This window comes from Syntrophaceae bacterium, from assembly GCA_013177825.1.
Classification (GTDB): Bacteria; Desulfobacterota; Syntrophia; order Syntrophales; family PHBD01; genus PHBD01.
Genome location: JABLXX010000009.1, coordinates 1 through 21,115 on the forward strand (window position 1 = coordinate 1; position 21,115 = coordinate 21,115).

21 protein-coding genes are annotated in these 21,115 nt (G+C 60.5%); 12 read left to right on the forward strand and 9 right to left on the reverse strand.

Features of this window, described 5'->3' with window-relative positions:
* Positions 1-501: 501 nt before the first annotated feature.
* The 9 genes from HPY65_16030 to HPY65_16070 all read left to right on the forward strand — a co-directional run bounded on the left by HPY65_16030 (position 502) and on the right by HPY65_16070 (position 8,755).
* Entirely contained in the window at positions 502-1,095 is a 594-nt protein-coding gene (locus HPY65_16030) for a helix-turn-helix transcriptional regulator (protein ID NPU85985.1), read from the forward strand.
* A gap of 2 nt (positions 1,096-1,097) precedes the next feature.
* The gene (locus HPY65_16035) at positions 1,098-2,057 is read left to right on the forward strand and encodes a 3-hydroxyacyl-CoA dehydrogenase family protein (protein NPU85986.1); all 960 of its coding nucleotides are present in this window, start codon (positions 1,098-1,100) and stop codon (positions 2,055-2,057) included.
* Positions 2,058-2,101: 44 nt separating this feature from the next.
* Positions 2,102-2,962, forward strand: a complete 861-nt coding sequence (locus HPY65_16040; GenBank protein ID NPU85987.1) for a branched-chain amino acid ABC transporter permease — start codon at positions 2,102-2,104, stop codon at positions 2,960-2,962.
* Entirely contained in the window at positions 2,959-3,954 is a 996-nt protein-coding gene (locus tag HPY65_16045) for a branched-chain amino acid ABC transporter permease (protein ID NPU85988.1), read from the forward strand. The genes HPY65_16040 and HPY65_16045 overlap by 4 nt, the downstream gene beginning before the upstream one ends.
* Before the next feature lie 2 nt (positions 3,955-3,956).
* A complete protein-coding gene (locus HPY65_16050; protein ID NPU85989.1) occupies positions 3,957-4,700 on the forward strand; it encodes an ABC transporter ATP-binding protein in 744 nt (247 codons plus the stop codon).
* 2 nt (positions 4,701-4,702) lie between these two features.
* Entirely contained in the window at positions 4,703-5,410 is a 708-nt protein-coding gene (locus HPY65_16055) for an ABC transporter ATP-binding protein (GenBank protein NPU85990.1), read from the forward strand.
* 136 nt (positions 5,411-5,546) lie between these two features.
* Positions 5,547-6,749, forward strand: coding sequence for an ABC transporter substrate-binding protein (locus HPY65_16060; GenBank protein ID NPU85991.1), 1,203 nt, complete (start codon positions 5,547-5,549; stop codon positions 6,747-6,749).
* Positions 6,750-6,848: 99 nt separating this feature from the next.
* Positions 6,849-7,811, forward strand: a complete 963-nt coding sequence (locus tag HPY65_16065) for an NAD-dependent epimerase/dehydratase family protein (GenBank protein NPU85992.1) — start codon at positions 6,849-6,851, stop codon at positions 7,809-7,811.
* 23 nt (positions 7,812-7,834) lie between these two features.
* Positions 7,835-8,755, forward strand: a complete 921-nt coding sequence (locus HPY65_16070; protein NPU85993.1) for a 3-keto-5-aminohexanoate cleavage protein — start codon at positions 7,835-7,837, stop codon at positions 8,753-8,755.
* 121 nt (positions 8,756-8,876) lie between these two features.
* Here the strand turns inward: HPY65_16070 and HPY65_16075 are convergent, their stop codons facing one another.
* The 6 genes from HPY65_16075 to HPY65_16100 form a co-directional block, all read right to left on the reverse strand.
* Positions 8,877-10,064 (reverse strand): hypothetical protein, encoded by a 1,188-nt coding sequence (locus HPY65_16075; GenBank protein NPU85994.1) that lies wholly within the window; start codon positions 10,062-10,064, stop codon positions 8,877-8,879.
* Between the two features lie 112 nt (positions 10,065-10,176).
* Complete coding sequence (locus HPY65_16080) at positions 10,177-10,620, reverse strand: 4Fe-4S binding protein (GenBank protein NPU85995.1); 444 nt, start codon at positions 10,618-10,620, stop codon at positions 10,177-10,179.
* Positions 10,621-10,644: 24 nt separating this feature from the next.
* Positions 10,645-12,600 carry an aldehyde ferredoxin oxidoreductase family protein gene (locus HPY65_16085; protein ID NPU85996.1) on the reverse strand — a complete coding sequence of 652 codons (1,956 nt, stop codon included), beginning with the start codon at positions 12,598-12,600 and terminating at the stop codon, positions 10,645-10,647.
* A 60-nt stretch (positions 12,601-12,660) separates the two neighbouring features.
* Complete coding sequence (locus HPY65_16090) at positions 12,661-13,908, reverse strand: iron-containing alcohol dehydrogenase (protein ID NPU85997.1); 1,248 nt, start codon at positions 13,906-13,908, stop codon at positions 12,661-12,663.
* A gap of 20 nt (positions 13,909-13,928) precedes the next feature.
* Complete coding sequence (locus HPY65_16095; GenBank protein ID NPU85998.1) at positions 13,929-15,092, reverse strand: iron-containing alcohol dehydrogenase; 1,164 nt, start codon at positions 15,090-15,092, stop codon at positions 13,929-13,931.
* Positions 15,093-15,102: 10 nt separating this feature from the next.
* Positions 15,103-15,633, reverse strand: a complete 531-nt coding sequence (locus tag HPY65_16100; protein NPU85999.1) for a hypothetical protein — start codon at positions 15,631-15,633, stop codon at positions 15,103-15,105.
* Positions 15,634-16,079: 446 nt separating this feature from the next.
* On the opposite strand from HPY65_16100, the gene HPY65_16105 reads away from it, so the two are divergent.
* The 3 genes from HPY65_16105 to HPY65_16115 all read left to right on the forward strand — a co-directional run bounded on the left by HPY65_16105 (position 16,080) and on the right by HPY65_16115 (position 19,483).
* Positions 16,080-16,976 carry a prenyltransferase gene (locus HPY65_16105; GenBank protein ID NPU86000.1) on the forward strand — a complete coding sequence of 299 codons (897 nt, stop codon included), beginning with the start codon at positions 16,080-16,082 and terminating at the stop codon, positions 16,974-16,976.
* A gap of 313 nt (positions 16,977-17,289) precedes the next feature.
* Positions 17,290-18,657, forward strand: coding sequence for an adenylate/guanylate cyclase domain-containing protein (locus tag HPY65_16110; GenBank protein NPU86001.1), 1,368 nt, complete (start codon positions 17,290-17,292; stop codon positions 18,655-18,657).
* A 43-nt stretch (positions 18,658-18,700) separates the two neighbouring features.
* The gene (locus HPY65_16115; GenBank protein NPU86002.1) at positions 18,701-19,483 is read left to right on the forward strand and encodes a cyclase family protein; all 783 of its coding nucleotides are present in this window, start codon (positions 18,701-18,703) and stop codon (positions 19,481-19,483) included.
* A 19-nt stretch (positions 19,484-19,502) separates the two neighbouring features.
* On the opposite strand, the gene HPY65_16120 is transcribed toward HPY65_16115, so the two are convergent.
* From HPY65_16120 to HPY65_16130, 3 genes are read right to left on the reverse strand one after another with little or no spacing between them, the layout of a single operon-like run.
* Positions 19,503-20,372: a DUF4124 domain-containing protein gene (locus HPY65_16120; protein NPU86003.1), complete on the reverse strand. Its 870-nt coding sequence runs from the start codon at positions 20,370-20,372 to the stop codon at positions 19,503-19,505.
* Positions 20,369-20,572, reverse strand: a complete 204-nt coding sequence (locus HPY65_16125; GenBank protein ID NPU86004.1) for a hypothetical protein — start codon at positions 20,570-20,572, stop codon at positions 20,369-20,371. Before HPY65_16125 ends, HPY65_16120 begins: the two co-directional genes overlap by 4 nt.
* A gap of 32 nt (positions 20,573-20,604) precedes the next feature.
* Complete coding sequence (locus tag HPY65_16130) at positions 20,605-20,859, reverse strand: hypothetical protein (protein ID NPU86005.1); 255 nt, start codon at positions 20,857-20,859, stop codon at positions 20,605-20,607.
* Between the last annotated feature and the right edge of the window lie 256 nt (positions 20,860-21,115).

Genomic DNA, 21,115 nt, shown 5'->3' on the forward strand with positions numbered 1-21,115 from the left:
GCTCCGCCAGGTTCTCTCCGGCCCGTCCCTGAAACGCCCCCCGTCAGCGGGAAAGACGCTGGCAAAGGGCAAGAAACCCCAGGACATCATTCCCCTGGAAGATGGCGATTTCAAGGATTTCTGAGATAGCGTTCTTTCAGACCGCCGCATAACGGACGGCTACCGTCCAATCGTTATTCTCAAAGCCTCCGGCAAAGCCGGAGGCTTTGTTTTTTGACCTCTCAAAGCGGCCGGATAACGGAGTCCACCGAAGGTGGCCATTCCGCACATATGCTCCGTTGATGCGCTGAAAAATACATCCTCCATCCTTCATCCCGAAAACAGGCCCTTCCGGCCTCTTCCGGCCGCCCGTGTTTTCGTCCTTCGGAAATAACACTTGACAAAAGTTTCCTCATCTGCAAAAAAGTTTCCTAAAAGGAAATGCTGCAGATCAGCAAATAGACCGATATTGCAATTCGTTACATAACATATCCCTTAGCAAGGAAACTATTGTAGCATAAGATGAAACAAAATCCCGCCATTATCGAATCGGAAATCGGCAAGCGGATCCGGTCCATCCGAAAGGAAAGAGGCATTACGCTCGAACAGCTGGCGCAGCAGGTCGGATTCACAAAAGGGTATCTTTCAAAGGTCGAAAAATCGGGGAAATCCCCGCCGGTTTCCACCTTGGGCATGATCGCCCGGACCCTCGGCGTAACCATCTCCGCCCTTCTGGGCGAGGAGAACAACTCCACCCCCATCTCCATTGTTCGCAGGGAGGAAAGGCCTATAATCGCACGAGGCGGAACCGCTTTCGGGTACTCGTATGAAGCCGTGGCGCACAAATTTCCGAACAAGATCATGGAGCCCTTCGTGCTCACGCTTCCGGTCAATCCGAAGAAAAAAACGATGTACCGTCATGAAGGACACGAGATCCTTTTTGTCCTGGAGGGAACGATGAGGTTCTTCCACGGCGGGGAGGTGTTCATCGTCGAAGAGGGCGACTGCATCTACTTCGAGTCCAGTTATCCGCATTTCGGCGAGTCCGTGGGAGAAAAAGAGGTCAAGTGTTTCATGGTAGTCTGTAACCAATCCGACAAAGAAAGGACGCCTTAGCCATGGAATACCGGGATATCGATCACATCGGCGTCCTGGGAGCCGGTCTCATGGGCCACGGCATTGCCCAAGTATTCGCTTCCGCCGGCTTCCGGGTCAACATCTTCGATGCCGACACCGCCTTCCTCAAGACGGCGAAAGACAGAATCGCCAACAACTTCAAGCCGTTCATCAGCCTCAACCTTGCCGGCCCGGAGGATGTGGAAAAGTGCCTGGAACGGGTCACGCTGTCCGGTTCCATGAAGGCACTGTGCGACGGCCCCCAGGTGATCATCGAGGCCATCTCGGAGGATGCGGGCGCGAAGAAGAAGGTCTATGCGGAGATGGAAGCCCATTCCCCCACCGACACGATCTTTTCCAGCAACACCTCCGCCCTCAGCATCACCGAGATCGGCTCCGGTCTCCGGCACCGGGAGCGCTTTCTGGGCTCCCACTTCTGGAATCCCCCCCATATCATCCCCTGCGTTGAGGTCATCATGGGGGCCTTCACCGCGGCGGATGTATTCGAGACATTCTACTCTCTGATGGAGAAAGTGAACAAGGTGCCCGTCCGGGTCTTGCAGGACGTTCCCGGCTTCCTCGGAAACAGGCTCCAGCATGCCATGTGGCGGGAGGCCATCTACTTGAGGGAGAAGAACATCGCCTCCGCCGAGGATATCGACAAGGTCGTGAAATACGGGTTCGGGGTCCGCATGTCCTTTATCGGCCCCCTGGAAACGGCGGATCTGGCCGGGCTCAACCTCACGCACGACATCGAGAAGTATCTCTTCCCCTACCTGAATGCATCCACGGAACCTTCGCCGGCCCTGGAGAAGCTGGTCGTCGAAGGTTCCACGGGCGTCAGGGCGGGCAAAGGATTCTATGACTGGACGCCTGAAAAAATCCGGGAAATCATCGCCCGCCGAGATGTCGTTCTTCTCCGCATCCTGCATGAAATTGTCGCAGAGGCAAAACGCGGTTGAATCCGGTCTCCTGAAACCGGACCGCCACCGAAAGGGTTACCGACATGTCTGAATTTGCCGTTTTCTTCCTGCACGGTCTCGCCTATGCCGGGCTTCTCTTCCTGGTCTCGGCGGGTCTCACCCTCGTCTTCGGGATGATGAACGTCCTGAACTTCGCCCACGCCGCCATGTACATGCTGGGCGCCTACTTCTCCTACACCCTGCTGCAGGAAACCGGACAGTTCTGGCTTTCCCTGATGGTCTGCCCGCTCCTCCTTTTCGCCATCGGCGCCCTGATCGAACGCCTCCTGCTACGCCGGGTCCACGTTTACGGGCATGTGCACGAACTGCTTCTGACCTTCGGCCTGGCATATATCATTACGGAAGTCGTGAAATGGACCTGGGGAAACTACCCCCTGGCCGTGAACATCGGCGGTTTCCTGGGAGAAACCGTCGAGCTGTTCGGCATCACCTATCCTATTTATCGGATCTTCATCTTCGTCTGCGCCATTTTTGTGGGCGCCGTCATGGCGCTTATCCTTTACAAAACGCGTCTCGGGATCATCCTGCGGGCGTCCGTAAATGACGGAGAGATGGTCAACGCACTGGGAATCAACGTTCCCCTCGTCTTTACGGGTGTCTTCGCCTTCGGAGCCGCCCTGTCAGGGTTTGCCGGCGTCATCGCAGGACCGCTCCTCTCGACCTACCCGGGCATGGCCGCCGAAATCCTGATCGACGCCTTCGTCGTCATCGTCGTCGGCGGATTCGGAAGCCTCGGAGGCGCAGTCGTCGCCTCGCTCCTCATCGGGGAGCTCCAGTCCTTCGGGGTTCTGCTGTTCCCGAAGCTCTCCATAGCCTTAGTCTATCTGCTCATGGCCGCCGTCCTGATCATCAAACCCTCCGGACTCTTCGGTGAAAAACAATGACGACACAGAAATACACATCCTATCTGTTCATCGCCGGCCTATTCCTGCTCGGAGCCGTGATGCCGATGGTGCTCAAGCAATACCACCTGAACATGCTCACGGAGATCATCCTCTTCGCCCTCTTCGCAGTCAGCTACAACCTCCTGCTCGGCTACGCGGGGCTGCTCTCCTTCGGACACGCCATGTTCTTCGGCATGGGGGCCTTCACAGTGGCCGTCTCCCTCATCCACATTCCGGGGCTCTCCATATGGGGCGCCATCACGCTGGCCGTTGTCATGACGACGCTGGTCGGCTTCGTCACGGGGGGGCTCCTGCTGCGGCACAAGGGTTCCTACTTCGCGCTGCTCACGCTGGCGTTCAACTCCCTCTTCTATGCCGTGGCCACGAAGTGGCACAGCGTCACGGGAGGCGACGACGGCCTCAGCGTCACGCGGCCCGATCTTGATTTCGGGTTCGCAGCGATCAGCATGGGGGATCTCACGAACTTCTACTACTTCACCCTGGTCATCGTCGGGGCGGTCATTGTCTTCTGCTGGTATTTCACCCAGACGGCCATGGGGCAGACCGTACTGATGATGCGGGAAAACGAGGAACGGATGAAGTTCCTCGGATACAACACCAACATCAGCCGGCTCATCCTCTTCACTTTCACGGGGACCCTGGCCGGTCTGGCCGGGGCATTCTACACGCTGCACTTCCAGTTCTGTTCCCAGTCGGCCATCAGCGTCGACATGACGACGACGGTGCTCCTGATGACCTTCGTGGGCGGGACCGGGAGATTCTGGGGGCCCATGCTGGGCGCACTCGTCTACGTCATTCTTCAGAACTACCTGAGTAATATAACGGACCGCTGGCCCCTGTTCATGGGTTTGATCTTCGTCTTCATGGTCCTGTTCATCCCCGGCGGTCTGACGCAAATCATCCAGTCCCTCAAGAACCTGTTTTCCGGCAAGCGCGGCACGGGCAAGCCACTGGCTGCGAAGGAAGGTTGACCATGGGCGAATACCTGCACATCAAGGACATCCACAAAGACTTCTCCGGCCTGAAGGTCCTCACGGGCGTCAATTTCCAGGTGAAGGAAAAGGAAAGGCACGCCGTCATCGGCCCCAACGGGGCCGGCAAGACGACGCTGTTCAACATCATCAGCGGGAATTTCAAGGCCTCCTCGGGAGCGATTCTGTTCAAGGGGCGGGACATCTCCGGCAAATCCGCCCATGCCCGCAACCGCGCCGGACTGTCGCGGTCGTTCCAGATCACCAATGTCTTCCAGGAGCTTTCCGTTTTCGACAACATCCGCTCCGGCGTACGCTCCCGCCATGGCCTCCGGTACAATTTCTTCCGCAGGCCCGACCACAACCCCGAGATCAACAAGCGCACGCTGGCCATCATCGAGGAAATCGGCCTCCAGGACGTCATGGAGATGCCCGTCAGCGCCCTGTCCTACGGTCAGCAGCGAGCGCTGGAAATCGGCATCACACTCTCCACGGAACCCGAGATGATCCTCCTCGACGAGCCAACGGCGGGGATGACGCGGGAGGAGACGGGCCAGGCCATCCGCATGATCGACCACGTAACGGCGGGCCGCACGCTGATCATCATCGAGCACGACATGGATGTCGTGTTCTCGCTTGCCGACAGGATCTCGGTGCTCCACTACGGCACGATCCTTGTCACGGGAACACCCGACGAGGTCCGCAACGACCAGCGGGTGAAAGACGCCTACCTGGGGGACGGATAACCATGCTGGAAGTAAAGGACATCCACAGCTACTACGGGAAGAGCCACATTCTTCAGGGCGTTTCCATGACCCTGAACGAAGGAGAGCTGGTCTGCCTCCTCGGGCGCAACGGGGTAGGAAAGTCGACAACGCTGAAAAGCATCATGGGCCTCGTGAAGCCCAGCGAGGGCAGCGTCCGCTTCGAGGGCCGGGAGATGATCGGCCTGCAGCCATTCGAGATCGCCCGGCACGGGGTGGGCTACGTACCCGAGGACCGGCGGATCTTCCGCAGCCTCACCGTACATGAAAACCTCCTCATGGGCGTCAAGACCGCCAAGAGCGCAGCCGGGGAAAGCGGCTGGAGCATCGAAAAGATCTACGAGAAGTTCCCGAAGCTGAAGGAGCGGCGCGACAACAAGGGGGGGCATCTCTCCGGCGGCGAGCAGCAGATGCTCACGGTGGCGCGTACCCTCATGGGCAATCCCCGACTCATTCTGGTCGACGAGCCCACAGAGGGCCTCGCCCCCCTGATCGTGACGGAGGTGCTGGAGATGATGGCGGCCGTGCGGGACTCCGGGGTGACAGTGCTCATGGTGGAGCAGAACTTCAAGGCATCCATCAAGGTAGCCGACCGCTTCTACATCATGAGCAAAGGGCACATGGTTTTCGAGGGCGATATGGAGGCCCTGATGGCGGCCGAAGACATCCGGCAGAACTACCTGGAAGTCTAGAAGACAGGAACCGCAGGACAGGTGCGGGTCTCAGGGAAGGCAAGGCGGCGCCGGAACGGAAACGCCGGCAGCCGGTAAGGAAAAGCGTATGATCAACAGCAAGCGGCCCTCGGGTCAAAAGACAAAGGAGGCAGTTATGAAGAAGTTGGGACTGGCGGTCGTGATGTCCGTCTTTGTCATGCTGGCGGCATTTCCCGCGGCGGCGGCGGACACCATCAAAATCGCGGCAACGGAGCCGCTTTCCGGAACCTTCAAGGACATCGGTGAGCGCTACCTGGACGGGGTTGTCTATGCCGCCAAGGTCATCAATGAGAGCGGCGGCCTGCTGGGCAAAAAGGTCGAAGTCATCCCGGTCGACTCTGAGCTGAAGCCGGACGTGGCGACCCGCAAGGCGCAGAACCTGATCCTGAAGGACGGCGTGAAGTTCTTCACCGGCGGTACGGGAAGCTCCGTAGGCGCAGCCATGGAACAGCTCGCGGAAAGACAGAATGTCATCATGATCAGCTACGGCATGGCGGCGGCCAGCATGACAGGAGCAAAGTGCAGCAAGAACTTCTTCCGGACATGCGCCAACACGGACCAGCAATCCTTCGCCCTGGCCGCGCTGGTTGCGAAGAAAGGCTACAAAAGGGTGGCCATCATCGCCCAGGATTACTCCTTCGGGCAGGAGGCACTGGCGGCATTCAAGAAGAAGCTGGCCCAGCTGAACCCCGCAGCGAAGATCGTGGCCGAGCTCTACCATCCCGCCGGCACAAAGGATTTTGCACCTTACATAAGCCAGCTGATCGCCGCCAAGCCCGACGTCATCTTCACGCCCAACTGGGGCAACGACCTGACCCTTCTCCTGAAGCAGGGACGTCCCATGGGGATGAATCAGAAGGTGCTTTCCTATTACATCAACGACGAGTTCACGATCCAGGCCATGGGCGACGACCGGATCATGATCGGCAACATGGGGGCCGAGGTGTACACCCTTTCCATCCCCACGAAGAAGAACAAGGAATTCGTCGCAAAATTCAGGAAGGACAAGGGCTACTATCCGACCTGGCTGCGCGGCAAGGCGTTCATGTCCACGATGTTCTGGGCCGAGGCGGTCAAAAAGGCGGGCACGACCGATGTGGCGGCTGTCATCAAGGCCTGGGAAGGCCTCACCTATGACGGCCCCGCCGGCGTCTGGACCATGAGAGCCTGCGACCACCAGGTCCAGCTGCCCTTGTGGTACACGGAAATCGTCAAGAAGACCCCCTACTTCAAGCATGCGTTCGAGGCTCCCGCGGGCATGGTCGCCGCCAAGGACGTGGAAGTGCCGTGCACGGCGACGGGCTGCAGAATGAAGTAGCAGCCGGTCACAACCAGTCTGTTTCATGAAACAGATCGGGACGTCCCGGGAGAATTTCGTCATTATCGGGACGTCCCGATCCTTATTGGAGGCGGTCTTATGGCAGTCATGATCACGGGCGGTACCGGTTTTATCGGTTCCCACCTTGCAGAGATGCTCATCGGAGCCGGCGAGAAGCCCGTCCTTTTCGACATCGCACCCGTCCGGGGCCCTCTGCGTGAACTGGAGGGGTGCTACATCTTCGAGCGGGGCAGCCTTTGCCATCTATCCGTCCTGATGGACGCCATCGAGCGGAACGGGATCGACCGGATCTTCCACCTCGGAGGGATGCTGTCCCTTCCCGCGGAGGACAATCCCCAGGCGGCGTTTGACGCCAACGTCATCGGAACCTGGAACGTCCTGGAGGCGGCCAGGGTCCATGAGATCCCGCAGGTGATCTATGGCAGCACGATCGCCACCTACAGCCGGGACATCCCCGGCGACACAATCGACGACCGCACCATCCAGCGCCCGTCCAGCCTATACGGAATCACGAAGACCTTCGGCGAAAACCTTGGCCTGTATTATCACCGACGCTACGGCATGGATTTCCGGGGCGTCCGGCTGCCGTCGGTCGTGGGGCCAGGCGCCAAGACGGCCCACATGTCCATCTACAACGCCTGGGCCATCGAATATCCTCTCCGGGGCCTGTCCTACAAGCTTTCCTGTTCCCCGGAAACCCGGTGTCCCGTTCTGTACTACAAGGACGCGGCAGAGGCCGTCCTGTCACTGTCCAGAGCGGAGGCCGCAGCGATCGAGACCAGGGTCTACAACATCGCCGGGATTACCCCGCCCTTTTCGGCGGCGGAGCTCGTGGCAATGGTCGAACGAAGAATATCCGGTGCCCGTCTCTCCTTTGTCCCGGATCCCGTCGTCGTGAGACTGCTCCGGGAGATCGGAGCGCTGAAAATCCGCGACGATGCGGCCGCCAGGGAGTGGGGATGGCGGCTCTCCTACCCGCTGGAGGCGATGGTGGAGGACTTCATCGCGGAATTCGAACAACACAGGTCGTATTACGAGTAACATTTGTAAGGAGAGAACAATCCATGAGCAAGAGAATCTTTACCGCCGCATTGACGGGCTCCATCCACACACCCAGCATGTCACCCTACCTTCCGGTGACGCCGGAGGAACTGATCGAGGAGAGTGTACGCGTTTTCGAGGCGGGAGCGGCGGTCGCCCACATCCATGTCCGCGATCCCCAGACCGGAATGCCCTGCGCGGACCAGGACATATACCGGCAGGTCGCAACGGAGGTCAAAAAGCGCTGCAACATCGTCATGTGCTTCAGCACCGGCGGCAAACTCGGCGAGCCGGTCGAAAACAGGGTCCGGGTCGCCTCCAGCCTCCAGCCGGAGATGACCTCGCTGAACGCCGGTTCGCTGAATTTTGCCCTCTTCCACATCAAGGACAACGTCCAGGAATGGAAGCACGACTGGGAGGAATCCTACCTGGAGAACACGGAGGATTTCATCTTCCCGAACACCTTCCGGACCATGCGCCAGTACCTGGAGATCATCCACGCCAACGGGGCCAAGCCGGAGTTCGAAATCTACGACGTGGCGATGATCAACAACCTGGCCTTTCTCCTGGAAAAGGGCATCGCCAGGAGGCCCATTTACCTCCAGTTCGTCATGGGCATCCTGGGCGGAATCCCGGCCACCGTAGAGAATCTGGTGTTCCTGGTCGAGACGGCCCGCCGGCAGATCGGAGATTTCGAATTCTCCGTCTGCGCCGCCGGACGATTCCAAATCCCGATGTGCAACATCTCTCTCCTTCTGGGAGGCCACGCCCGGGTCGGCCTAGAAGACAACCTGTACCTCGACCGGGGTGTTCTTGCCGAGAGCAGCGCTGAGCAGGTTGCTAAGATCATCCGGATCGCCCGGGAGCTGGGAATCGAGCCCGCAACGCCGGATGAAGCGAGAAAAATCCTCGGATTGAAGGGACTGGACCGGGTCCGGTTCTAAAAGACGGAAGTGATCGGATTGTGCCGGCCGATTGATTTCATCCCGCCGGCAAAAAAAGCAAAGGGGCCCCTGACACACAGCCGGGCCCCCTTCTCTTTTGCAAACAGCGGCAGCAGACGAATCAGTCGTACACAACATGAATCTGAATGGTGGACACGTCGCGCAATTCGTCGTGGGAAACGTTCGCAAACTTGGATATATAGCTCGCACTTTTGACCAGCGGATAATACTCGAACGTTGAATCGCTGAGTTTCGGATTGTACCGTACCGGCACCCTGTGGGTCCGGCCCCGCCTGTCAACATATTTCCTGTCGGTCACGACGGAAGAGACGGCGACCGCTTCCTTGAGGGTTCGCTTTCCCACCTTGATCACGATCCGGAACTTGCGGACTTCTTCATTGAAGTACACAAGGGACCGGTCACACTTCCTGCTGCCGCGGTCGGCGCATTTGAAGAAAAGACCGCCGTTGGAAAAGGCCATGACCTTGAAACCCAGGGCCATGAATTCGTTGCTGCAGGGCACGGAGATCACGGAGTTGTCCAGGCTGTAGCGACCGGGGAGATGGATGGAATAGTGGATCGAGATGTTGGAGGTGCCGTCTCCGTTGTCCTCCACCTCCGGGTCCTGACTGTCGATCCGATAAGCGGCGGCCACTTCCTTCAGGAAACGTCTGACCAGCTGCCGGTCGTCCTGCTTCTTCTGCCGCTCCAGGAGGGAAACCTTCACCAGTTGCTCGCCGCTGACCAGCATGGTGAGCCCCTGGTCGTTTTCCAGGATCTTGTCCAGTGCCGCCTCGCGTTTCAACCGCAGTTGCTGGTACTGTCTTCCGCTCAGCACACCCTTCAGCTGCGCATTCAACTGCTCGATGTCCTTTCGGAGCAGCTCGTTTTCGGTCGAGAGCTTCTTCGCCTTTTCCTCCACGTCCTTGCGGTCCCGAAGGGCCAGAAGCTGCTTCACCAGGACACCCGGGTCAACCGTCGCCGAGACATGCACCCGGATCAGTGTTGCCTTGTTGTCCAGGAGCTTCCTTTCCTCATTGATCTCCTGGACTTTCACGATACCGGCGCTGTACTGCCGGATTTCGTCCCGGGTGACGGCGTTATCCCTCACCTCCGTCGTACTCTCCACGTACGTCCCCACCTTCTCCAGGGCGAGCCGCTTGGCGTCCTGAAGCGCCAGTTTTTTGGCTACAATGACGGTGTCGTTGTCACCCATGATGTATTCGCCGGTAGCATCGATAGTCGTTGTCACGGCAAAGGCGGAAAGAGGGGAAATCATAACCAGGGCAATGATCATCAGCGTTCTCATGAATTTTCCGTTCATCGCGATCTCGACCTGTTCCTCTTTTTTTTGTTTTCCGAGCACATTTTAAGCAAACTCCGATCCAACGTCATCCCAGAGATGGAGGCTCCGCCCGGCTTCAGCTCTGCTTCACCTCCACGGCCGGTTGTTCGGGCACGACCAGGCGGATGGCCTCCACGGGGCAGTCGGCCTCGCAGAAGCCGCAGGAGATGCACGCCTTCGGCTCCGCCAGAAAGGCAATCTCGTGTTTCTCCCCCCCGTCCATCCTGCCTGCAAGGCAGGAGGCCGGACAGCCTTCGATGCAGATCCGGCAGGAGACGCAGATTTTCGCGTCCACCACCGGTTTCGGCCACAGGGACAGCTTCGGAATTCTCCGGCAGGCGATCCCGAAGGCGTCCTGCACCGCATCCTGGGGACAGACGCGCCCGCAGGCTCCGCACTCGATGCACAGGGACGGGTTGACGGCGTGGAGGGCTTTTCTCTCGCCCGCGATGGCCCCCGTCGGGCAGAGGCGTACGCAAGCGGTGCAGCCGTTGCATTCGGTCGTGATCCGGTATGCCATGATCTACCTTCCTGTTCCGGTTTCCTAAGTCTTGATCCCCAGGCGCTCCAGCGCCTCGGGGTCGGGCACTCCCGTCTCGGGATCCCAGCCGAACTGGTCCCAGTAATTGCCCCTTACTTTCTCCAAGTCCGTAGTCCTGCCCTTGTTCGCTCCCGCGGGCAGAGCCGGCTTGCCCAGCATCCGGTCGGAAACCCGGATGGAGCGCGGGTCCACGCCGTGCTTGATATTGAAGGCCTGTTTGAGGGTCTGGATACGCGCCCCTATGTCCAGGTACTGCCCGGGCGTTTTCCGCCATCCCGTCGCGGCGTTGAGCCAGGCGAACAGGGGGGTCCGGGTCACTCCCATGAGCAGGCCGAACATACAGAGTCCCGCTCCGTTGGCCACATTCATGTACTTGCTGCACGCGGCCGCCATGACCGCCTTCTCGTGATCGGCCAGGTATTTCCTGTCTTTCGAATAGAGGGGCTTCGCCCTGGGGATTCCCTTGACCTCCTTCCAGAGCTGGAACATTTCATAATAAAGCTGGGCGCCGATGGTGTGGCGTCCCGGGGTTGCCTCTACAGCGTAGTGGACGTTGAACCCCGGATCGTTGCGGCCGTCGTGCATGGCCGGCTCCTGCCCGCCGACGTGCATGGCGAATGCCTCGGAGCCCTTTCCGATCCTGCGGGCCGCGACTTTCGTACCGTCCGCGAGAACGTCGCCGATTCCCTCGCGCCGGATCATCTTCTCCACCAGGGCCAGGATCGCCGGGGCGTTTCCCCAGGTTAGCTCCAGGCCGCCGGTGTCGTCCTTCGTGAGGATCCCCTTTTCATAGCACTCCAGGGCAAAGGCAACGGTTCCTCCTGCGGAGATCGTGTCCATGCCGGCTCGATTGAGCATCTCGTTCATGTGGAAGATGCTGTCGGCATCCTCGTTCATGCAGAGCCCGCCCAGGGCCAGCACCGTTTCGTACTCCGGCTTGTGGGTCTCCCCGCCTTTCTGTCCCGGCAGGGAGCATTTTCCCCCGCACCCCAGGGGACACCCGTAGCAGTGGTACTTGACGAACTCCCTGCCGGTAATGGCGTCCGGATTGACGGTTAGTGAGCGCCCGGGCCCGAAGTCCTCGTTCGTCCCCTTCCAGTTCTTGATCGGCGAGTCTCCGATCTCGATGGACACCTGGTTCATGCTCACGGTTCCCCACTTCTTGAGGAAGAACTTGTAGAGCAGGCCGTCCTGGGCCATCTGGGTCGGGAGGAGCCTCATCAGGGTCCCCACGCGGGACAGGGCGGGACCCGAAAAGAGGGGCGGTTGAAACTGGACCCAGCGGTTGCAGGACTGGCTGAGGCGCTTGATCTCGTGTCGGTTGAAGGGCTGGATTCGTCGCTTCCCGTTCACGACCAGGGCCTTCAGTCGTTTGGACCCCATCACGGCCCCCAGACCCGACCGGGCGGCCAGGCGCCCCTTGTCGTTGCAGATCCCGGCAATGAGCGAACGGTTCTCCCCCGCCTGTCCGATGCAGGCCACCCGGGCTCCCTTTCCGCCTTCCAAGAGCAGGGTTTCCTCCGTCTCCACCGCATCTTTGCCCCAGAGGGAAGAGGCGTCCCGAAGCTCGGCCCGCCCCGAATCGACGTAGAGGTAAACAGGTTTTTCGCTGATGCCCTTGAAGAAGATCCCGTCATACCCGCACCGCTTGATGGCCGGCGACAGGTTTCCGCCGCAGTTGGCATCCCCCCAGCATCCCGTCAGGGGCGACTTGCCCGCCACCATCCACCGGCCCGAGAAGAAGCTCCCCGTACCCGTGAGCAGGCCCGTGAGGAAGCCGAGGATATTGTCCGGCCCCAGGGGATCGGCGCCCGCCGGGATCCGGTTGAAGAGGATATAGGCCCCGAGGCCGAGGCCGGAGAGATAGTTTTCATAGACATTATCGGGGATGACCTCTTCGGAGATTTCTCCCCGGGACAGGTCCACCATCAGGATCTTTCCCATGTAGCCCCTGTTCATAAGGCACTCCTTCCTTCCTGATCCCGGCCCGGCGGCCGTGCCGAGCGGCGATCCCCGGCCTCACCCCTTCTTGATGCGGTTTCGGTCCAGGGGACGGCCCTCCCAGGCCGCTTCCAGGACCATCAGCATGTCTTCCGCGTCCATTTCCTCGGGATTGTAGAATACGGCCCCATCGCGCCGGGCCGCCTCCACCACGGCTGGAAGCTTCTCCCGCGGAACCATGGGCTTCCCGTCGCGATCCACGACCTCCTTGAGGAAGCGGAAATGCCGCCCTCCCGTCGCGTCGTGAAGATCCTGGTTCATCTGCCGGACAAGGTCGATCACCTTCTGCGCCCGTCCGGCCGGCGGTGTGGCGGCGAACACTCCCGGACCTGCCAGAGGCAGGAGCAGTTCGGCGATGACGGCCTCCCGCTTGTGGAGGTTGTATTCCAGCCCGTAAGGAAGAAACATGGCCATGCAGGCCCCATGGGGAACCCCGCAGGCGGAGCCGGTGGCATGGCCGAGATTGTGGACGAGACCGACCATGGAATTGGAGAAGGCGATCCCGGCCAGGGTCGCCGCATTGGCGAGGGCCAGCCTGCCCTCCCGGTCACCCGGATTCCGGACCACGGTGAGGAGGTGCCGGCCGATCAGGTCGATGGCGGCCAGGGCATGGGTGTCGCTCAGGGGGTTCTTGGCAAGGCAGAAATAGGCCTCCATGGCGTGGGTCAGGGCGTCCATTCCCGTCGACGCCGTCAGGGCGGGCGGCAGGGTGAGGGTCATGCGGGAGTCCAGGACGGCGGCATCGGGGAGGAGGAAATAGCTGGCAAAGGCCAGTTTCAGGGACTTCTCGTGGTCCTTGATCACCGCCGCCTGGGTTACCTCGGAACCCGTGCCCGCCGTGGTGGGAATGGCGACAAATGGTTTCAGGGGACGCTTGAGGGCGTTGGCACCCGCAAATGCCAGGAGGTTGTCGGAATTCTCGGAAACGAGGATGTTCACGCCCTTGGCCGTGTCCATGACGGAGCCGCCGCCGATGGCCACAATACCGTCGCAGCCGCTCGCCCGGAAAAGCCCGGCCAGGCGGTTGACGACCTTCACATCCGAATCGGGCGGGACTTCGTCGTTGATCGCCCCGATCTCGATGCTGCCGCGAATGGCATCCGTGACCAGGTCCAGGAGCCCGGCGCCGGACACCCCCCGGTCCGTGACGATGAAAGGCCTCCCGGCCCGCAATCCCGCCAGGACAGCGGGAATCTTTTCCAGTGTGTCGTGGCCGGACAGGACGTTCACGCGGCAGCAGAATTCGTAATAGCCAGGCACATTCATGGGTTCTTTCCTTTCACCGTTCAGGCGGCTCGCTTTCCGTTCCAGGCCTCTTCCAGGACAGCCCGTGAATCTTCCGCCGTCCATGATTTCTCGCCGCTCACGGTATTTCCGGCCAGATCCGGAATCCGTTCCCGCGCAAGGCCCGCCTCCTTCAAATTCAGAGGGACGTGTCCTCCCGCCGCCGCCAGGACGTCCGCCAGCATGCGGCCGAGAAGAGCGGGAACGACTCGGCTCCGCTCCTCCTCCGCCGTTGCCGCAAACCGGTCCATTCCGGCCAGGGGAAGAAGAAGACGGGAAACGTCCCGTCCATCCCGACCGGCCAGGCGGGCCGCAACGGAAGGCAGGAGAAGTCCCATGGCGGCTCCCGCCGAGATGTTCGCCACGCGCGCGACGGCCTCACCGAGGACGTGGGCCGGCCCGAGGGGGGCATTGGAGAAGGCGCAGGCGGCATAGACGGCGGCGTTCGACAGGGCGACCCGCCCGGTTTCGTCCACCGTTCCCCGGATTCCCGGGAGCAGGGCTTCCCGGAGGAGGGCCAGCGCGCCGCCGGCATACGCCTCCACCAGGGGATTTTCCGGGGCGGTGAAGTACGCCTCGACGCTGTGCGCCCAGGACGTGAGGGCGCCGGCAATCAGCGAATCCCTGTTTCCGGAGGCGAGCATCCGGGGGTCGACGACGACCAGATCCGGCATCAGGCGGCGGGAAGAGTACATCCTGTTCCCGAGAACGGCAAAGCGCGACGTCTCGTAGCCGGTCCCTCCGGAGCGGGGCACGGCGACGAAGGGACGAAGCCGTCCCGGAATCCGGTCGACCCCGGCGAAGGATTCCAGGTCCCCGGGCGTACCGGACACGGCAATGTTCAGGATTTTTGCGGCGTTCATGACGGGGCCGGATCCGACGGCCACGAGGGCGTCGAACCCCCGCTCCCGGTACAGGGCCGCCAGGTCCCGGATCAGGGCGAGATCCGGTTCGGACGGGATCCCGCCGTAGAACCCCAGAATGAGCCCCGAATCGCCGAAGGACTTCTCGACGGTCCGGTCCAGTCCCGCCCGGACTCCCTCCTGATCTGTCAGTATCAGGGGTTTTCCCGCGTTCATCGCGTCCAGTTCGAAGGGGAGGTGTTCGAGGGCTTTCAGTCCCGAGTTGATTTTGATGGGATTCAGGAAGGCAAAGGGTTCGGTCATGGCTCCCTCCTCAGATCCCCAGCACGGCCCGGAGATAAATCAGGGGCCGGCCGATCAGGATCCGGCTCAAAGGCCAGGAGGGGTATCGCTTGACGGCCAGCCTGGCGATGGGTTTCACCAACAGGTAGACTTCCACGGCATCGAGGATGCGGACGACCGCGCAGGCGGCGGGGATGTCGCCGTCCACGATCAGGCGGTTGCGCGCCGTGGCGGCCGCCGTGCTCTCCCGGAACGTGAACATGAGCATGGCCGCCTCGATGCTTTTGATCTTCATCTCCAGGTCCAGTTTCCGTGATCCCGGGCTCTTCCCGAGATAGCGCACGCATCCGTCCGCGTCCTTGCCGATTACCAACGAAGGGCCGGATGGAAGGACCACCAGCGAGAAAGCGAACCCGGGCGGCAGGGCCTCAAATTCCGCGGCAATCTCGTCGTCGACCCGGGCGGCGGCCTGAATCGCCCGGCCGACAAACCAGAGCATGAAAGCGACATACGCCCTCTGGAGAGGCTTTTTCCCGGCGGCAACCTGTCGAAATGCCTCCATCCCGTCCACCTCCTGTTCCACAAAGTAACCCGCAGATGGCAGCATCCTCCAGCCGCGGGCATGAGAACCACCCCCATCGGGGGCCCGATCCCGAATCACGGCACCTGCCCATGCATGGAATGCAGGACGGGGCATTATACAATGGTCGGACCGTTCGAAAAAGACAAATTGACAAAAATATCACCTGTACCGCGAAACAAACCGCTTGCTTACAAGGGGGGGGCGGAACGGACAGGCGGGAGACGCCGAGCGAAGGAAAGGAATGGCCGCCATGCGGTGTGCAGAGGCAAAACGGGGCGGGACGGGATATTCCCGATCCTTCTCTATGACGGCATCAACCCGGAGACAAAGGCCAAGCGTCATCCTGCCTTAAATGCTTGACTTGGGAACCCGTCCCGATTACATTCCCCTCCCGTGGAAACATCCGGAAAGGCAGGATCTTGTATATGCTGGAGACCATAAAGAAATACTTCATCGCCACCCGCCCCTGGTCGTTCACGATGTCCCTTATTTCCGTTTCCGTGGGTACCCTGCTCGCCGCGGAGGAGGGATCGATTTCCTGGGTCTGGTTCGCCCTGACCGCCGTCGGCATCATGACCTTTCATGCGGCGGCCAATCTCATCAACGATTACTGCGATACTCGATACGGCGTCGATCAGGAGGATTCGCCGACGGCGAAGTACCGTCCCCAGCCGCTGATCTCGGGAATGCTGACTCCCCGGCAGCTCCTCGCGGAGACCGCCGTCATGCTGGCAATAACCGTCACCATAGGAACAGCGGCGGCTTTCTTCCGTTCCTGGCACGTCCTCTGGATCGGAACGATCGGGGTCCTGACATGCATTTTCTACACGGCGGGTCCAGTCAAATTCAAATACCGCGCCCTCGGGGAGTTCGCCGTCTTCATGATGTGGGGCCCCCTCATGATCGAGGGAGCGTATGCCGTCCAGCGCGGGATCCTTTCGAGCAAGGCCCTGCTCATCTCGATTCCTTTCGGCGTCCTGGTCGCCCTGGTCCTCTTTGCCAACAACATGCGGGACATCAACTATGACGCCCGCCAGAACGTGAAGACCATCAGCATCATGCTGGGCACCCGAAAGAGCTATCTGCTCTTCGCGGGAATGATCGTTCTCTCCTACGCCTACGTTCTCGGCATGATCGCCACGGGCGTCATGAGCTTCTGGGGCCTGCTGATTTTCCTCTCCGTCCCCAAGGCGGTGAGCCTTCTGAAAACCTTCCGGGAAAGAATCCCCGATATGGCCGACGCCCTGACGGCCCAGTTCGATACGGTCTTCGGGATTCTGCTCCTGCTGGCGATCCTGCTCGATACAAAAGCAGTCCTGTGAAGGTGTGATTTCCATACCCACCGAACCGGAAATCGCTGAAAGCTCCCGCAGGGGAGCTTTTTTTGTTCCAAGAGTTCATCGGCAACGGCTTGGCCGGTACGACTGCAGGATGCCGGGAGGAACAATGCAAATTCTTTCGGAATCTGTTATGGTTCGCACATCAAACGGAAGTTGTCCCGGGTGCGTTGCCACGAAAAACAAAAACCCGGATAAAAAACGGATATTTCTCGCTCCATGCTGAAAAACGATCAATCTCCAGAGAGGAATCCGCAATATTGTACCCATGACTACTGAAAACGATAAACCGCAGGAAATGAAGTTCCGACCCAACCGGACGTTCATCTGCAGCGTCGTGTTCATCGACATCGTGGCCTATTCGATGAAACCCGTCGACGACCAGATGCGGCTCAAGGAGCAGTTCACCGCCATTCTCGCCAATTCGATTCGGGACGTTGCCGTCAGCGACCGCATCGTTCTCGACACCGGCGACGGAGCGGCCGTCAGCTTTCTCAGCGATCCGGAAGAAGCCCTGATCGCCGCGATGGGGATCCAGGGCACCATCCGGAGCCTTCCCCGGGACGCGTCGCCGCTGCTGGAGGTCCGTATCGGCATCAACCTGGGCCCCGTCAAGCTCATCAAGGACATCAACGACAATCCCAACCTCGTCGGCGATGGCATCAACGTGGCCCAGCGCATCATGAGCTTTGCCGGTCCGGGAGAGCTGCTTGTTTCGAGGTCCTATTTCGATGTCGTGTCCCGTCTCTCGGAGGATTATTCCCGGCTCTTTCAATACCGGGGCGCCCGGGCAGACAAGCACGTCCGGGAGCACGACATTTACCAGGTGACCCCCCCGGCGGCAAAGCCTGCGCCCGCCCCGGAACCTGTTATCATCGGACAGCCCCCCCCGCCTCAACCCATAGCGATTGAACCGGAGAAGGAGAATAAGCAGGATGCGGGGGAAGAAAAAGAAATCGAAAGAGAGAAGCAAACCACGGAGGCTGAACCGGCGAAACCGGCGGCAAGACCACAGGCCGGGCCGGGCCTTCTGCGGAACCGCAAGAGGATGTTCGGCATCGGCGGCGCCCTCCTTGCGGTCATCGTGATCGTGGTTCTGCTGATCGTTCCCGGTGTGAGGAAAGCCTCCCAGACAGGCAAGACCGCCGACGCACCCAAAACCTCAAAAGAACAGCCCGCCCAGCCGGCATCCGCCCTTCTCTCCGGGAAGAAAAGAGCCGAAGCAGAGGAGGAACGCCTGGAATTTCGTGCCCAGTCGCTGAAAGCCGACGAGATCGTCTTCACGCTGAGCGGAGCCAGGCTGTCGGGAAAGCAGGTCACCCTCGTCGTCCATGCGAGGAACCAGTCCAGGGCAGCCAAGAGCATCGCGCTGTATGACTCGGCCTATCGCTGGACCAAATCGTCCATCACCGACCAGGCAGGCAGATCGAGTGTCGTTTCCAGTGTTTATTCCATGTCGGGGGGAAAGAAGACGACCATGTACCAGGCGGGAACCGCGGGCCTGCCTGTCGCCGCCGGCAGTTCTACTTCGATATACATGACCTTCCCCGCTCCTTCACGCTCCGTAAGGAGCCTCAGGAGTTTCCACCTCCACCCGTTCATCTATCAGGGAAGGAACTGGAGGGAACACAGCCTCACCTTCCGCAGCGTCGGGATCGAGTCATGACGGGGATAGGCAAAAGAGAACATCCAACCTTCAAGGAGGCATCATGAGCAGAAAGCGTTTCGTTGACCTGAGCATTGCCATCGAGTCCGGCCTTCCTTCGGACCCGCCCATGATGATCCCCAGGATCGACTACATCGATCATGCCATGGGCGCTCCCAGCATGCTCGAGTTCTTCCCGGGAATCCGGCAGGACCAGCTCCCGGGCGGCGTCGGCTGGGCCGTCGAATTCGTCCATCTCGCCACCCACAGTGGCACCCACCTGGATGCGCCGTACCATTACCATCCAACCCAGGATAAGGGCAAACCGGCCATGACCATCGACGAGATCCCCCTCGAGTGGTGCATGAGCGACGGGGTCCTGCTGGACTTCCGGCACAAGGGGGACGGAGAGAGAATCACCGCACGGGACGTTCAGAAGGAATTGGAACGAATCCGCTATGAAATCAAACCCCTGGACATCGTTCTCGTCCAGACGGGAGCGGAGGCGGCCTGGGGTAAGGCCGAGTATCTCCTCAAGGGGGCCGGCATGGACCGGGAAAGCACCCTGTTCCTGACCGAAAAAGGCGTTCGCGTGGTGGGCATCGACGCCTGGAGCTGGGACAGACCCCTGCCGTTTCTGGCCAAAGAGTTCCAGGAGAAGGGGGATCCCCGGGTCGTGTGGGAGGCGCACTTCGCAGGCATCGAGATCGGTTACTGCCACATGGAAAAGATGGCCAACCTCTCCGCCATCGGCCGTTCCCACGGGTTCACCGTCTGCTGCTTTCCCGTGAAGATCAAGGGGGCCTCCGCCGGGTGGTGCCGGCCGGTGGCCATCATCGAGAATTGAAGGGGAAAAGGGGATTTTTTCAGAGCCGGGTCGGCGTCACCGTCACAGTGGCGCCCGTCCAGACTTTCAGAAAGCTCCGGTAGGGCACCTGGATGGTCGACCCCGTGGCGGGCTCCGCCAGGGTCATGATTTGCCGGCCGTCGTCGTACCCGATGGCCACGGCAAGGTGCCCTTCGCTCTGCCCGGGTTCCTTCAGGGGCACCAGCACGGGAACGTTCGCGTCGATGCAGCGCTTGACGATATCAAAGCTCGTCCGCTCCCGGAGCCATGCCCTGAGCCCTGCGATCCGATTGATGTAACGGGAGATAGTCGCCAGGGACGTGCCGGTGCCCCGGTTTTCGTAAGCCGCAAAGGCGATGTCGTCCTGCCGCCCCGGGAAGCCATAGTACTTCAGGACCATCTCGGCGCTGGCGGCTACGCACCAGGGTCCCTTCTGCTTCACCAGTGGAAAATGGGGGATCAGGTGGGAAGCCGCCGCGGATTTTCCCGCCCGCCCTGCCGGCAGAAAGCCGTTGGTTGCGGCTCCTGCATTCATCGGCGAAGGGGCCTGCTGAGCGGAGGAACCAAGCCCGGACGCAGGGGCCGGCGGGTCGTGGAAAATCCGTTCGGCCTGGGCTGGCGCCATGGGCATATTCGTATATAGAACGCTCCCGTCGGGGGCTGTATAGCGATAGAGCTCTCCCGCCTGCGCGGGCGGCGCCATGGAGACCGCAAGGCCCAGAAGGAGCAGGAGCATCAGGAGGGCGGCACCCGCGGTTCCATCCCTGCCCGGCAGGGGACTACTGTCGCATTCGGCACGGAAACCGCCGAAGTGGATGCCTTCCCCGCCGCAGGATCGCGTTTTTCCCCCGGATCGACACCCCGGTGAAAACATTTGCCGAAACATCATTCCAAATCAACCCCGGAAAGAAGGGTCTCGATCCGGTCAAAGATCTCTTCCATTTCTTCCGTCTGATCGTCGTCCAGCTTGAGGGAATACACAGACTGTTTCAAGTCCTCCACGGCCTCCCGGATTTCTTCGATGCGCTCTGCAAGCTTCTCCGCCATTTCCGAAATGGACTCTATCTGAGCCTGCAGCCGCTCGATCATGGTCCAACCTCCCCGGCTCCAACCATGCCGGTTCAAGCCAGCAAATCTTCCACTTTCCTCAAGTGCGCATCAAATTGGGCTCTTTCCCCGTCATCCAGTGAACTCAGAACGATTGTCTGCCTCAGGTCACCGACAGCCGCTTTGACCGCCTCGATCTTTTCCTGCAGGGAGATCGATTCCTTCTGCAACTCCTTCAGGATGTCCCAAACCGATTCCAGACGCCTGGACAGGACGTCCACAATCTCCTCATAGGTCGTCTCCAGTTCACCCTTCAGCGCATCGATCATGATTCCATCAACCCCGTTCTTTATGAGTCCACATCTGCCGATCCCGAATGTCGCGTCCGGGGGAAAAAAGGCCTGCGCGGGAAAGAATCCCGTCGTCATCCCGGACCCTAAACCGGGCAGCCGACCGCCTGCCTGTCGACCCTGGAGCACCGGTTGTCTTCATCATACGATTCCCCTGCTTCGGTCGTCAAGGAGCAATGCCGACATTCCCATGCCCCATGCCCCATGCCCCCAGCCGGCCGTCCATCGCGGTCTT

Bases quoted from the DNA above. Each gene is read 5' to 3' on its own strand.
- HPY65_16125 (NPU86004.1), bottom strand. From the start codon at position 20,572: ATGATCGAGCGGCTGCAGGCTCAGATAGAGTCCATTTCGGAAATGGCG.
- HPY65_16055 (NPU85990.1), top strand. From the start codon at position 4,703: ATGCTGGAAGTAAAGGACATCCACAGCTACTACGGGAAGAGCCACATT.
- HPY65_16045 (NPU85988.1), top strand. From the start codon at position 2,959: ATGACGACACAGAAATACACATCCTATCTGTTCATCGCCGGCCTATTC.
- HPY65_16040 (NPU85987.1), top strand. From the start codon at position 2,102: ATGTCTGAATTTGCCGTTTTCTTCCTGCACGGTCTCGCCTATGCCGGG.
- HPY65_16030 (NPU85985.1), top strand. From the start codon at position 502: ATGAAACAAAATCCCGCCATTATCGAATCGGAAATCGGCAAGCGGATC.
- HPY65_16035 (NPU85986.1), top strand. From the start codon at position 1,098: ATGGAATACCGGGATATCGATCACATCGGCGTCCTGGGAGCCGGTCTC.
- HPY65_16095 (NPU85998.1), bottom strand. From the start codon at position 15,092: ATGACCGAACCCTTTGCCTTCCTGAATCCCATCAAAATCAACTCGGGA.
- HPY65_16090 (NPU85997.1), bottom strand. From the start codon at position 13,908: ATGAATGTGCCTGGCTATTACGAATTCTGCTGCCGCGTGAACGTCCTG.
- HPY65_16050 (NPU85989.1), top strand. From the start codon at position 3,957: ATGGGCGAATACCTGCACATCAAGGACATCCACAAAGACTTCTCCGGC.
- HPY65_16105 (NPU86000.1), top strand. From the start codon at position 16,080: ATGCTGGAGACCATAAAGAAATACTTCATCGCCACCCGCCCCTGGTCG.
- HPY65_16070 (NPU85993.1), top strand. From the start codon at position 7,835: ATGAGCAAGAGAATCTTTACCGCCGCATTGACGGGCTCCATCCACACA.
- HPY65_16110 (NPU86001.1), top strand. From the start codon at position 17,290: ATGAAGTTCCGACCCAACCGGACGTTCATCTGCAGCGTCGTGTTCATC.
- HPY65_16130 (NPU86005.1), bottom strand. From the start codon at position 20,859: ATGATCGATGCGCTGAAGGGTGAACTGGAGACGACCTATGAGGAGATT.
- HPY65_16085 (NPU85996.1), bottom strand. From the start codon at position 12,600: ATGAACAGGGGCTACATGGGAAAGATCCTGATGGTGGACCTGTCCCGG.
- HPY65_16075 (NPU85994.1), bottom strand. From the start codon at position 10,064: ATGAGAACGCTGATGATCATTGCCCTGGTTATGATTTCCCCTCTTTCC.
- HPY65_16100 (NPU85999.1), bottom strand. From the start codon at position 15,633: ATGGAGGCATTTCGACAGGTTGCCGCCGGGAAAAAGCCTCTCCAGAGG.
- HPY65_16065 (NPU85992.1), top strand. From the start codon at position 6,849: ATGGCAGTCATGATCACGGGCGGTACCGGTTTTATCGGTTCCCACCTT.
- HPY65_16080 (NPU85995.1), bottom strand. From the start codon at position 10,620: ATGGCATACCGGATCACGACCGAATGCAACGGCTGCACCGCTTGCGTA.
- HPY65_16060 (NPU85991.1), top strand. From the start codon at position 5,547: ATGAAGAAGTTGGGACTGGCGGTCGTGATGTCCGTCTTTGTCATGCTG.
- HPY65_16115 (NPU86002.1), top strand. From the start codon at position 18,701: ATGAGCAGAAAGCGTTTCGTTGACCTGAGCATTGCCATCGAGTCCGGC.
- HPY65_16120 (NPU86003.1), bottom strand. From the start codon at position 20,372: ATGATGTTTCGGCAAATGTTTTCACCGGGGTGTCGATCCGGGGGAAAA.